Annotated in this window: 11 protein-coding genes and 1 pseudogene; 8 read left to right on the top strand and 4 right to left on the bottom strand. The window is 40.1% G+C overall.

All coding sequences use genetic code 11. The features are described 5' to 3' along the window. Positions 1-3: 3 nt before the first annotated feature. The 5 genes from NAG76_03590 (at position 4) to NAG76_03570 (ending at position 6,370) form a co-directional block, all read left to right on the top strand. Entirely contained in the window at positions 4-849 is an 846-nt protein-coding gene (locus tag NAG76_03590; GenBank protein URN95355.1) for an ABC transporter permease, read from the top strand. Between the two features lie 79 nt (positions 850-928). Next, positions 929-1,918, top strand: a complete 990-nt coding sequence (locus NAG76_03585; protein ID URN95354.1) for an ABC transporter ATP-binding protein — start codon at positions 929-931, stop codon at positions 1,916-1,918. Positions 1,919-1,938: 20 nt separating this feature from the next. Then, positions 1,939-2,838: an ATP-binding cassette domain-containing protein gene (locus NAG76_03580; protein URN95353.1), complete on the top strand. Its 900-nt coding sequence runs from the start codon at positions 1,939-1,941 to the stop codon at positions 2,836-2,838. Positions 2,839-3,661: 823 nt separating this feature from the next. Next, complete coding sequence (locus tag NAG76_03575; protein URN95352.1) at positions 3,662-4,090, top strand: hypothetical protein; 429 nt, start codon at positions 3,662-3,664, stop codon at positions 4,088-4,090. A gap of 534 nt (positions 4,091-4,624) precedes the next feature. Further along, positions 4,625-6,370, top strand: a complete 1,746-nt coding sequence (locus tag NAG76_03570) for a PPC domain-containing protein (protein ID URN95351.1) — start codon at positions 4,625-4,627, stop codon at positions 6,368-6,370. A 198-nt stretch (positions 6,371-6,568) separates the two neighbouring features. On the opposite strand, the gene NAG76_03565 is transcribed toward NAG76_03570, so the two are convergent. Next, positions 6,569-7,933, bottom strand: coding sequence for an FAD-dependent oxidoreductase (locus NAG76_03565; protein ID URN95350.1), 1,365 nt, complete (start codon positions 7,931-7,933; stop codon positions 6,569-6,571). Positions 7,934-8,389: 456 nt separating this feature from the next. Here NAG76_03565 and NAG76_03560 point away from each other — a divergent pair. Next, positions 8,390-8,542, top strand: a pseudogene (locus tag NAG76_03560) (TetR/AcrR family transcriptional regulator). A 457-nt stretch (positions 8,543-8,999) separates the two neighbouring features. After that, positions 9,000-10,010 carry an alpha/beta hydrolase gene (locus NAG76_03555; protein URN95349.1) on the top strand — a complete coding sequence of 337 codons (1,011 nt, stop codon included), beginning with the start codon at positions 9,000-9,002 and terminating at the stop codon, positions 10,008-10,010. Between the two features lie 272 nt (positions 10,011-10,282). Here the strand turns inward: NAG76_03555 and NAG76_03550 are convergent, their stop codons facing one another. Next, positions 10,283-11,101 carry an AraC family transcriptional regulator gene (locus NAG76_03550; protein URN95348.1) on the bottom strand — a complete coding sequence of 273 codons (819 nt, stop codon included), beginning with the start codon at positions 11,099-11,101 and terminating at the stop codon, positions 10,283-10,285. Positions 11,102-11,280: 179 nt separating this feature from the next. Here NAG76_03550 and NAG76_03545 point away from each other — a divergent pair, with 179 nt between their 5' ends. Beyond that, positions 11,281-11,793 (top strand): VOC family protein, encoded by a 513-nt coding sequence (locus tag NAG76_03545; GenBank protein ID URN95347.1) that lies wholly within the window; start codon positions 11,281-11,283, stop codon positions 11,791-11,793. 90 nt (positions 11,794-11,883) lie between these two features. Here NAG76_03545 and NAG76_03540 read toward each other — a convergent pair whose 3' ends face one another. Together NAG76_03540 and NAG76_03535 are read right to left on the bottom strand one after the other, a co-directional pair. Further along, positions 11,884-12,720, bottom strand: a complete 837-nt coding sequence (locus tag NAG76_03540) for a MurR/RpiR family transcriptional regulator (protein ID URN95346.1) — start codon at positions 12,718-12,720, stop codon at positions 11,884-11,886. 91 nt (positions 12,721-12,811) lie between these two features. Continuing rightward, positions 12,812-13,579, bottom strand: a complete 768-nt coding sequence (locus NAG76_03535) for a PHP domain-containing protein (protein URN95345.1) — start codon at positions 13,577-13,579, stop codon at positions 12,812-12,814. Positions 13,580-13,587 lie beyond the last annotated feature (8 nt).

Below are 13,587 nucleotides of genomic sequence, written 5' to 3'. Positions count from 1 at the left end.
TAGATGAACCGAACTAAATGGAGCAATGTGTTACATGAGCTATATCATAATAAAATAGGTCTTGTAGCTATAGGCATTCTATTCATTTTCACGTTGGGCGCAATCTTTGCGTTTCTTGCACCTCATGACCCAAATAAATTGAATGCATTGATTCGTTTACAACCACCAAGTGGTGATCATTTTTTTGGAACAGATGATTACGGACGAGATTACTTTGCTCGGGCATTACAAGGTGGAAGAGTATCGTTATTAGTTGGATTTTTCGCGATGATCGTAGCTACGGTTATTGGTGTAACGATTGGCGTAATGTCAGGTTACTTTGGAGGGAAACTCGATAATATTTTAATGCGTCTTGTTGAAGTTATTATGTCAATTCCGTCATTTCTAATCTTATTGTTATTAAGTATTTATCTTAAACCGAATATCGGAAACCTTATAATTATTATAGGGTTCCTTATGTGGATGAATGTATCCCGTATTATTCGTGCAGAAACGATGACGTTAAAGGAACGTGAATATGTACTGTATGCCAAAGCATCAGGACAAAACTCTTACGGAATCATTGTTAAACACATACTACCTAACCTTATTCCAACAATTATTGTTGGTGCGACGAATACGATCGCTTCCGCTATTTTGATGGAATCATCACTTAGTTTCTTAGGTTTCGGTGTACAGGCTCCATCAGCTACTTGGGGAAGTATGCTTAATAATGCTCAAGGTTATATTGCGGGGGCTCCTTACTTAGCTATATTCCCAGGTTTACTTATCTTTTTAACAGTACTTAGCTTTAACATTTTAGGTGATATATTGCGAGTAGGTTTTGAACCCAAACTCATTAAAAAATAAGAAGTTTATGCTTTCGAAGTGACTTATAGTTCGCAAAGAAGTTATTCAAGGAAGCCACAAAAAGTTTAGGAGACATGATATGACAGATTCCAAGAGACTGCTAACAGTAGAAGGGTTAGAAGTATCCTTCTTCACGAATCATGGTGAGAATCAAGCAGTACGTAACGTAAGTTTTTATCTCGATGAAGGCGAAACGTTGGGCATTGTTGGTGAGTCAGGTAGTGGTAAAAGTGTAACTGCCAAATCCATTCTCTCCTTAATACAGCCTCCCGGTAAAATTAAGTCTGGAGACATTCGTTACAAGGATCAATCGTTACTTCTACTGTCTGAGAAGGAATGGAAACATATTCGTGGTAATCAAATCGCGATGGTATTTCAAGATCCGATGACATCATTGAATCCTGTCAAAACGATCGGGTATCAATTGTCTGAAGTCATTCAAAGACATCGTAAATTATCTAAGCAAGAGGCAAGAAAAGAAAGTGCTAATATGCTTAAAAAAGTAGGTATATCGGATCCTGAGCGCAGACTTAACCAATATCCACATGAATTTAGTGGAGGAATGAGACAGCGCGTTATGATCGCGATGGCATTGTCTTGTCAACCTGAATTATTAATAGCAGATGAACCAACAACTGCGCTTGATGTTACAATTCAAGCACAAATTCTTGACCTTATTGATGATATTAAAGCAGAAACAAATACTTCAGTCATCCTAATTACACATGATCTTGGCGTAGTGGCGCAAGTTTGTACACGAGTACTTGTTATGTATGGTGGGATGGTAATGGAAGAGGCGAAAGTAGAAGATTTATATCGCCATCCAGCACATCCCTATACGCAAGGTTTATTACAATCTGTACCAGCTAGAGCAGGGGCTTCAAGTGAACGTCTTATACCAATTGAAGGCACACCACCGTCTTTAATTGATCCGCCTTCAGGCTGTCCCTTCCGTGAGCGTTGTATACATGCATTCGAACGTTGCGTAGAGCGACCGCCATTGTTTGAAGTAGGGGACCAACATCGCTCTGCTTGTTGGTTATCAGATCCATCTAACAAGGATCAATAAGAGCGAGAGGAGGAACGACGGTGAAACCATTAGTAGAAGTTAAAGATTTGCAGAAACATTTTGTGAAAACAACAGATTTTTGGGGTAAGCCGAAAGAAGTATTGAAAGCAGTGAACGGAGTTAGCTTTCAAATTTACAAAGGTGAAACCTTTGGATTAGTTGGGGAGTCAGGTAGTGGAAAATCTACTGTAGGGCGCTGTATGTTACGCCTATATGACTATACAGATGGATCTATCATATATAATGGACAAGATATTTCTAATCTTAACGATCAGAAACTGAAACCATTTCGTAAAAATATTCAATCAATTTTCCAAGACCCTTATTCTTCATTGAATCCAGGTCTGAACGTATATGAGTTAATTAGTGAGCCTATGGATATACATGGGATGGTTAAAGGTAATGAAAGAAAAGAACAAATAATAGCACTTCTTGAACGAGTAGGTTTAAAGGCTGAACACTTGTATCGTTATCCACATGAATTTAGCGGTGGTCAACGACAACGTATTTCAATAGCAAGAGCTTTGGCGACGAAACCAGAATTCATTATTTGCGATGAACCGATCTCTGCACTAGATGTATCTGTGCAGGCACAGGTCGTTAATATGTTGGAAGACTTACAAGAAGAATTCGGCTTGACATACCTTTTTATTGCACATGACTTATCAATGGTTCGTCATATTTCTGATCGTATTGGTGTTATGTATGGTGGTAGAATCGTTGAAATTGCTAGTAGTGATGAGCTATATGAAAATCCACTACATCCATATACACAAGCATTGCTATCCGCAATTCCAATTCCAGATCCAAGTGCTACTCGTGAGCGGATTCGTTGGAGTCCTGATCCGGAGGAGTGGAGTGGGGGGGAGCATAATCTAGTAGAAGTATCTCCAGGCCACTTCGTAGCTGTTCACTCGTGATCACGATGTTTATGCTGACGTAGTGGATTCGGCGGCGAAGCTGCCATTCATCGCTTGCTGTGGTACTCGTGTACCAATTACGTACACTCCGTTCCTCGCGTCTCTAGCTTCATGGCATCTTCTTGGTGCTGACGAGCGAACTCTCGGTGATGCGGTAGGTTACAATATCGAAACTTTGTTTCTGATTGTATGTAGGTGAATGGAACTCTCGGTGATGCGGAAGGGTACAATATCGAAACTCTGTTTCTGATTGTATGTAGGTGAATGGAACTCTCGGTGATGCGGAAGGGTACAATATCGAAACTCTGTTTCTGATTGTATGTAGGTGAATGGAACTCTCGGTGATGTGGAAGGTTACAATATCGAAACTTTGTTTCTGATTGTATGTAGGTGAAAAGAACTCTCGGTGATGCGGTAGGTTACAATATCGAAACTTTGTTTCTGATTGTATGTAGGTGAATGGAACTCTCGGTGATGTGGAAGGTTACAATATCGAAACTTTGTTTCTGATTGTATGTAGGTGAAAAGAACTCTCGGTGATGCGGTAGGTTACAATATCGAAACTTTGTTTCTGATTGTATGTAGGTGAATGGAACTCTCGGTGATGCGAAAGGGTACAATATCGAAACTCTGTTTCTGATTGTATGTGGGTGAATGGAACTCTCGGGTGATGCGTTAGGTTACAATATCGAAACTTTGTTTCTGATTGTATGTAGGTGAAAAGAACTCTCGGTGATGCGGTAGGTTACAATATCGAAACTTTGTTTCTGATTGTATGCTAACTTTTTTCTGCGGAGAATTAATACTGTGAGGAGGATTAACAATGAGTGAAACTATCGTGAAATTATCACAAAATAATGCTTTAATGGTGGAGCAACTTCGTCAAAAAGGTTTATCTGATGAGCAAATTGTTAATGATGCAATCGCTCGAACGCTTCCTGTTGATGATAGTATGTTTGAATTTGACTATAATGAATTAAGTAATTTTGTGGAGCAAGAGTTAAGTACGCTTCAATCTGCACTTCGTGATGGATACCAGATTAAGTATAATACGATCCGTGGCATTCGTTGCTGGATTCTTATTGTATTTGAGCAAGATCCAGTGTTGGTATTCGATGCTGGTAAAGAGGCTGTTTATGCAACGCTGAATAAAACACAGCAGCAACAATTGCAGCAAGTATTATCGCATGGTTGGCAGTTGTCAGTGCTAAATGAAGAAACTGGCGAAATTGTTATTAAGCCTATTGGTTAATAAACGTAGTTAAATGTTAATGAGGTTATTTCATCATAAATATGATGCGATAACCTTTTTTGTAAATTGACACAAGAGCTCTCTTATTGAAAGAGAACTCTTGTGTCAATTTTACTATGAGCAACTCAAGCCATTGTTGTCTTTGCGATCCCGGAAGATAGAAACGAAGTATTATCGTTTTTCTCATATACGGTGATTTCAGCTTGAGGATACAGAGTAGCCATCTGAGTAACAGCAGCTGTTCCGGCATGTGGAAGATTTCAGATATTCAGTTCATTCATCATCTATTTATTAAGAGAGAGTAGCAGCCACATTTCTATTGCCCTCTTTTTCTCTTCTAATGGATAACTTACTCTTGTTCTCATTTGGATACAATTCCACAGGTTTACAATCTAGCATATTATGATATAATTGGAAAATTGGTTCGTAAGTCCTTAATTCCCTTCTCTTACAGGACTAAATAACCGTTTTTTCATGGTTAATATCCCGATTTCATCTATTTATTCACGATATCATGTATGGAGGTGCTTCTTCTTGAAAAGGAATTTTTTAAAAACATCAATTTCCGTGCTAGCCATTGTCGGTCTGCTACAGACTGCCCCCCTTGCACTCGCTAATGGAGGCAACGATACAGTAAGTCAAGCTACGAGTTTGAATGTTAACCAAACCTACTCCGGCTACTTGTCGGATTACAATGACGTGGAGTACTATGGATTCTCCCTCTCTGCTGCTGGTAAGTTAGACATTATGATATCAAACGTCAGCAACAAGAGTTGGAGTTATCAGCTATACGACAGCAACGGCAAGGCATTTGACTGGTACGGCTACACCGATTACAGCGAACTTGCAACTGGTAACAGCATGTCCAGTATCGGGCTCCCAGCAGGCGATTATTATTTGAAAGTCAGCCGTTATACAGGTAATGTAGAAAATACCCCATATACAATTCAGTTAGGTTTTACGGCAGGCAGCACTTTTGAACAAGAATATAACAACACGTTGTCTACCGCTAGCCCCATTGCGCTGAACGAAAACTATCAATCGCATTTACAATACAATGACGATATCGACTTCTATAAATTCACCCTGTCGAAAAACGGAAAGCTTTCTATCATTCTTCCGAATGTTAGTAGCAAGAGTTGGATGTATCGCCTGTTTGACAGTCAAGGCAACGAATATCCTTGGTATGGTTACACGGATTACAACGAACTCGCGAAAGGTAACTCCATTACAAGTATCGGTCTTCCAGCAGGTGACTACTTCCTTCGTGTGAGCCGTTATACAGGCGCTGTCGTTGGAGTGCCTTATACACTTCAGTTAAAATATGTAATTGGCGATACATTTGAACGAGAGAAGAACGATACGCTGTCGACTGCCACTCCTGTGGCGGTGAACAAGACCTATGATACTGGTCTTCAATATAATGACGACATCGACTTCTATAAATTCAATCTGCCGAAAAGCGGTAAACTATCCATCATCATGCCGAATGTAAGCGGAAAGAGTTGGATGTACCGCTTGTACGACAGCAATGGTAAGGAATTTCCATGGTATAACTATACGTCCTATGATGAACTTGCGAAGGGCAACTCCGTTACGAACATTGGCCTTCCTGCAGGAGACTATTACGTCCGCGTCAGCCGATATACGGGGGATGTCAGCAACGTGCCATACACTATGCAATTTAAATTCACCGCGGGCGAAACATATGAAAAAGAGAACAACGACACGCTGTCTGCAGCAACACCGATCTCTATAAACAAGCTATACGAAGCAGAACTTATTACGCGTGATGATACTGACTATTATCGTTTTACACTTTCTTCAAGTGCCATCGTAAACCTCGGTACCATCAAGAATAACAAAGACACGTATTTATACAGCTACGTTACTGACAACAACGGTAATAGCTATGACATTGGTAGCGGTAAAGTGAAGCTCTCAGCGGGTACATACTACGTGCGGATGAGCGGCGGCGCGACCGGCTACAAGTTGAAGATCAATGCAGCGACACTTACGGTCGGGGCAAAGCAGGTAACGGTAGCGAATAAGAAAGGCAAAACAAACGACTCGCTCACTGTGACGAGCCTGAAGAAGGGCGACATCGTAAAAGTCTATAATAGCCAAGGCAAGCTGCTCACACAGTCAACTGCATCAGGCACGAAGATCACCTTGAAACTGACGCAACTTAGTGCAAGCGGAGGATCACTGTCAGTGTCGGTCACGAGTGTCGGTCTGCAAGAAAGTGGTAAGCTTACTGTGAAATACGGTAAGGAGTAGAAAGTACTTCACCACCGGCTAAAGGCTTCCATCACTTCTAATGACCGCTAGGACACTTAGTCTTGGCGGTCTTCTTTCATGCCAATAAAAAATGAGGTTATTTCATCATAAATATGATGCGATAACCTTTTTTGCAAAAAGAAAAGAGCTCTCTTTATTGAAAGAGAAGCTCTTACGTCAATTTTGTTATGAGCAACTTCAAGCCATTGTTGCCTCTGAATCACGATGTTGCGGGTTATATGCTTGCAATCCTGCTTGGTTTAACAGATTCCATGGCTTGTTGTAGTGCGGCTGGAAGAAAAAGTCTACAAAAGCAAGCTCATCCATCGTCATATGATTTTGGATGCAGACCGATAGAGTATTAATTGATTGCGTTAGGTCTGCTTTTGACAGCACTTGAGCTCCTACGATACGACCACTTGCCTCTTGGTACACGACCTTCAGTAGCGCCTTCTCATAGGTAGGCATAAACTCTGGTCTGTAATGATCATTGATTGTGATTGATTTCACAATCATACCCGCATCAATAGCCGCCTGCTCGGTCATACCGGTAGAAGCAATGTTCAGGTCAAATATTTTAATACCTGAAGTCCCTTGGGTTCCCATATATCTCACCATCGACTCGATCAGATTTCGTGCGACAAGTGTCCCCATCCGAACTGCATTCGTTGCCAGAGGAATATAAGCATGCTGATTGGTTGGGTTATACCGGATTGCACAACTATCTCCTGCAGCGAACACGTTCGGACAGCTGGTGCGCATATAATCATCGACGATGATTGCACCGTTGCTCAATTGGTCAACCTGACCTGCGAGCAGTTCTGTATTAGGACGGAAGCCAATGCACATAATAACAAGATCAGCTTCATATTCACCACCTGTCGTGATTACGCGGTTCACTTTGCCGTTATTGCCTTGAAAACCTGTTACGGTCTGGTTAAGCGCAAGCTCTATATTGCGTTGTTTCATCTCTTCCTCAACGATCTCTGTGTACTGACTGTCCAGATACTTGAACAAGACACGCGGCGTATTATCGATAACCGTCACCTGCTTACCAAGTTGCTCGAATGCCTCAACTAGTTCGATCCCAATATAGCCTGCTCCTACTACGACTATTCGCTGTGCCTGCTTTGCCCGTTCAATAATGGCCTTAGCATGTGCATAGTTTTTGCAAAGCATAATGTTGTCCAGATCCATGCCGCCTAGTTTAGGAATAATCGGCCAAGACCCAGTTGTAACTACCAACTTGTCATAGTTGTCAATCTTAATTTCATCCTTCAAAATATCGCGCACTTTAACTGTCTTTGCCTGTGTGTCTATTGCAAGCACTTCATGAAGCATGTTCGTCTGAACACCCAGCTCTTTCAACTGTTCCGGAGATGAGTAGAAGAGCGACTCTGCGTCCTTCACAATACCTCCAACATTTAGTGCAATACCGCAAGATAGAAACGAAATATTATCGTTTTTCTCATATACAGTGATTTCAGCTTGAGGATACAGTGTAGCCATTTGAGTAACAGCAGCTGTTCCGGCATGTGTACAACCAATTACGATTACTTTCATAGTAGTTAGCCTCCTTGAGATAGATGTTCTTAAAATAGTATGAAATAAAATAGTAATTAAATTGTGATAACAGGTTAATGATGTGAAATAATTCACAAAAACGATTAAAAAAATATTTGGTGTTTGAAGTGTGACTCAAATATTATATCTTTGTGATTTATATCACAATATCCTGTTGCTGTTATCATATGACAGATGAATCTAATTTGCAAGTATAAAGTGAAATAAATCACAAAGCTGACAAATATTCATTATAGCGTCGTAATCTTTCTTTTCGTTATACGGTTGTATATCCTATTCTATTTACAATTACGATACAATTTTTTACTTTCTCTATTGACAGCTAACGACTGTTATCCTAAAATTCGGATAACAGTCGTTAGCTTTTTTGGAGGAGACAAAATCATGTTGGAGTATGAACTTGAGAAAGTATTTGATGATGTTAATGAAATCCCTATTCGAAATACTACTAAAAATAAAATTATTATCGTAGCTATTTCACTCTTTTCAGAAAAAGGCTATAGCGGTGTTTCGATTCGTGACATTACGAAAGCAGTTGGCATTAAAGAAAGTTCACTCTACAAACACTTCAAAAGTAAAGAAGAACTAATCGAGACCATCTTTCATAATTTCCGTCTGAATTGTCATGCAATATTACCACCTGCAGGTCAAATTAATGATATCGTGACAAAGATGAGCGTCAAAACCTTCTTGCAGCAAGGATGGAGAAATTTTCAGAGTCATATTGATGATCCTATCAATCAACATATTTGGCGGATCATTTATCTTGAACAGTTTAGACATGCCCTTGCTATGGAAATTTACCGTAAAGATATAGTGGAAAGAACGGTATCTTGCTTGACTATCGTATTCGAGCAGATGATCGCGCATGGAAAACTTAAGTCTGGTGATCCCGCATTATTAGCGCGTGAGTATCAATATCCTATATTCACCATGGTTATGGAATATATCTCATTAAAGTCTATGGATAGCAGCACAGAACAGATTGAATATCAAGTTTTGCAGCATATTGAATATTTTAATTCAGTAGCAGGGATGTGAAGGCTTGAGACCATATGAGAGTGATCGACAAGCGGTAAGTGCAGTAGAGAAAGTAAATCTAGGTGGGGTAGATCAGTACTTACTAATTCAAGCAGCAGATATAACAAAGCCAGTGTTATTACTATTGCACGGTGGTCCATCTATGCCTCTGCCAGGTGTATCGGCTAAGGGGCAAGACTATACAATTGTAACAAATACTACTAAGCTTATAGAAAATTTTGTCGTTGTATTTTGGGATCAACGTGGAACAGGTAAGTCTTATTCGCGTCATATCGCTCCTGAATCGATGACCATTGCTCAATTTATTGAGGATGCTAATGAATTAACGGATTATTTGATCGCAAGATTTCATCATGAGAAAATTTTTCTAGTTGGTCACTCTTGGGGAACCATCATTGGCCTTACGTTAGCACAGCGGAATTCACATAAGTATTACTCCTATACTGGATTTTCGCAAATAGTGAATTGGACAAAAAATGACGAGTTATCTTTAAGTTGGATGAAGCAAGAAGCTTTGAGGAGAGGCAATCATAGAGCATTAAAACAACTTACTGCTCTCGGTCATGCACCACTTAATCAAAGTTTTGCACAGTGGGCGACATTACGGAAGTGGCAACGGAACTTCAACACATTAATCTATACCGATGAATTTATTAAGCATCCGGGTATGTGGAGCATAATGAAAGCTCTTCTGAGATCAGAAACGTACACTTTACGAGATATATACAATAGCTTCATAGCTGGTTTCCGCTTAGTGTATACCCTATCATTTATAAGAGAATTAGAACATTATTGCTTTGAAGAATCTGTGCTATCAATCGATATTCCCGTTACGTTCATACATGGTAAGTACGATTATCATGTGCATGGCAGTTTAGTGGAAAGTTTCAATAAGCAACTTATAGCTAACAACAAACAGCTAATCTGGGCGCATAATTCAGGACATTCGTTTCATCCGGAAGATACGATAGCTAATGAGCGTTATTTAATTGCTCAGCTGAGTTATATGACATAAAGTTAATAACATTAAGAAAGAGTTTATCTCATTATGTGCTTAATGAGATAAACTCTTAAAACTTTATTGGCTTTCATATTGCTACCTAATTAGAACCATACATTATATTGACAAGATCAGATTGTCTAAACCTTGTTATTTTATGATTCACGTTATCAATACGGATTACGCCACTAATTTTGTAAGAAAAGAATACTCTTCGTACATCAATATCTAGTTCTATAGGTATGCTCTCATCAATAACGGTACCTGGTATCGTTCCTATTATTTGCCTATCGCAGCAATTGCTTTCGGTAATCGGATGGCGACTGGCCAACAACTGATTTGAAATCCTTTATAAAATGAGCCTGGTCGAAGTAACCTAACTGTTCGGCTAGCTCGGTCCATTGTATCACTTCCTCGCGTTCTGCCCGCTCTGCCGCTTCTTGTAATCGGAAGCGCTTGATGATCCATTTCGGGGTGACGCCTACGTATTTGCGGAATAAGCGCTGAAGCTGGCGAATAGATAAGTTGTTTCGCTCACTTATTTGCTCAACTCTAGTTAAATCTCTGTCGTTTTTGACGTTCTGTACGATGGCATCCGTCAGCTCGGCAAGTTTGTCACGTTCTGGCAAACGCGACAGCAGGATGTTTTCTGCAATCCTCGCCATCTCTGAGTCATCGCTAGCGTCAAGCACGGTATTCATCCATTCATGGGCCTCATTGCCGAACGCTTCCGTAACATCAATGGTTTTCCCTGTCAGCTTGACGGCATCGAGCGAATAGAAAGGGTATTGACCTCCCGCACGAAACTTGATGCCAAGCACCAGACCCTTACCTCTTAGCTGTCGTACGAAGGGACGGCTTGGTACACCATATAGCAGACTGCGACTCCCCTCTTCATCCCTCTCGAAAGCTAGATTTAGATTGGGATAGGATAGTACAGTTTGTGCGAAGGTTTCTCCCGCAGGTAGATCGTAAGTGATAGACCAATAATGCTCAACAAATGGCTGCAACTCTGGACAAGGCTCATAACGGGATAGTTTGAATTTATTACGGCCCGTCTTCGCATGTACAATGCCGCGGTCAGATAAGCTTTCTTTGGGCTTCATATAGGTCACCTCCGGTTATTATAACGATCACAACACAGTCGCTTTTTTACAATACGGTGCATTGCCTCATATCTATAATGGAGAATAGCAGATGCAAATCTTAAGTGCAATATCTAAGTTGATGAATTTCTACTTTCAATCTGCAGCTGCTAAAATCATCGTTACAGGAGGAGTAAAAAATGACTGAACAAGAGAAAATTTCGGGAAAAAGCGGAACTTACATAACTAACGGAAAACCGAACGGCTATACAATGCTTACACCATTTATCGTGGTGAGTAATCCAACTGAAGCAATCGCATTTTACGAGAAGGTATTTGGAGTCAAAACGAAGAGCGTGACAGAATTCGGAGATGAAGGCAATAAAGTAATTGTTCATGCAGATATCGATTTTGGAAATGGGTATTTGCAGCTTGGAGCGGCTACTACTGCCTTTGGCTTAGTATCTCCACCAGGAGATGGACAAGCATGTTATTCAATTGGCATCTATGTGCCGGACGTAGATCATACCTTTGGCTTGGCGATAGAGAATGGTGCGACGGCCAGAGAACCTGTTTCTCATTTTGTTTCTGGAGACCGTTATGGCAGTATTGTGGACCCTTATGGTGTGAGATGGTCAATTATGACAAGAGTGGACGATATTTCTGAGGAAGAAAGCTTCCGTAGAGTAGCTGATTGGAGCAATAACCTATAAACTAGTTGTGCCGCAAAGTAGGCGTGTCTAGAAAGTCAGTTTTCAATGATTTTCTGGACACGCTCTTTTTCTTCGTGATTTCTAGTAGCATTATTTAGGCAACAATGTCGCGTATTGCTTACGAATATCATGTAATTGTTGCAACTTATTCATCGCATCTTTGCCTCGTAAACCAGCTAAAGCTATCGATATACTATCAATAATAGCCATAGGAGCGACGAGCGAATGGAAGGCATCACGCTCGCCACGATCCACTTGAATGACGATATCACTATCATTAATCATTTCAGATAGTAGCAAATCAGTAATTAGAATGGTACGATAATTCGCAACTTGTGCTTGCTCCAAAATAACAGTAGCTTCAGGAGATTTTCTCACAAATCCAAAAAATAACACAACATCGTGATCATTGACATGAACTAAGCTTTCGAGTAGAGCGTGACCACTTTCAGCCATAATGTGAACGGGCAAGCCAATACGATTCAATCGAAATCGAAATAATTCCGTTAGTGCAGTCGCTGAGCCATGACCATGTACATAAATACGCTGAGCTTGATCTAGGCTAATAACCGCTTGATCTAGTGCTTGAAGATCTACACGCTGATAAGTTTCAGCAAGATTAGCTTGAGCAGATTCGATCATTTGTCCAACGATATGCTGCTCTGTTTGCTCCAATACTTGTTGCATCTTAATTGCTGGTGTTGAATATTGGACTTCTTGTAAATGTTTTTTGAATGCCTTCAAGTTATCAAAACCAATAATCTCCCAAAATCTCGACACAGTTGAGATACTTACTCCTGCTTTTTTGGCGATATCATTCTCGTTATAGAATGGTATACGCTCCGTAGATTTCAGAATAAAGTCAGCAATTTTTTTCTGTCCTTTAGACATTTGCTCAATCGGTATAATGAATTGAAATGTAGTCATAGAATCTCTCCATTAATCTAGATCTAACCAATCTTATACTTCACTTTTGTTACTGTTCATTGTAACTGTCCAAGTATATAAGAAGCAACAACTAGCTAATTGAGACAAGAACATCGCCACGTTCTTTTAAGAGCTTCTTAACAAGTGAAGCTGACTTAACATGTAGCGGCAAAGCATCAGATATTTCGTAATGATAACGACCTTCTTGGATACATGTACGAATATCGGCGTAATTGTTATATTCACGATCAAGCTTATTGCGGACACAGCCAAATTGTAATGGATGATGTGTATCACTTCCAACAATGACAGGAATACCAACCTGAGCAGCCAATTGTTGAACCTGTTGCTCCATGGAGGCTCCATACGTAGCTAAGTCTTTGCCGTTAATATCAAATGCATCTAATCGTTGTAAAAGAGTAAGCGGATGCTGTAATAATGGGTTGCTCTCACGATGTGGATGTGCTCCAATTCGCAATAATTGTAACTCATCGCACCAATCTAGCAGTTGCTCAAATGAAACAAATGATTCTTTTTCAGTAAATGGTTCAAGGCGATGACGTAATTCAAGGATCGTTGTACGCGTACCTACGACTAGAATATGACCTTTTTGATCAACGTCAATTTCCATGCCAGGGAACACTTTAAATCCATTAACATCATAGTAATGTTCGCGATATGGATAATGAGCATCTAGTTGCTCGTAAACGTCGTAGAAATTTTCAGTGTTGAAATGCTCCGTCATCGCGATCGCATCGAGACCTACTTGTGTAGCCTCAATGATAGCTTGATTGAAGTACTCCATAGAAAAAGTTGTTTTTTTGGACAGTTTGATGTGTGTATGCAAATCTATATACATTAGTTTTT

Source organism: Candidatus Pristimantibacillus lignocellulolyticus (genome assembly GCA_023639215.1).
GTDB lineage: Bacteria > Bacillota > Bacilli > Paenibacillales > Paenibacillaceae > Pristimantibacillus > Pristimantibacillus lignocellulolyticus.
The sequence above is the reverse complement of the archived record's forward strand: the minus strand, read 5'-3'. Positions and strand labels throughout refer to the sequence as shown.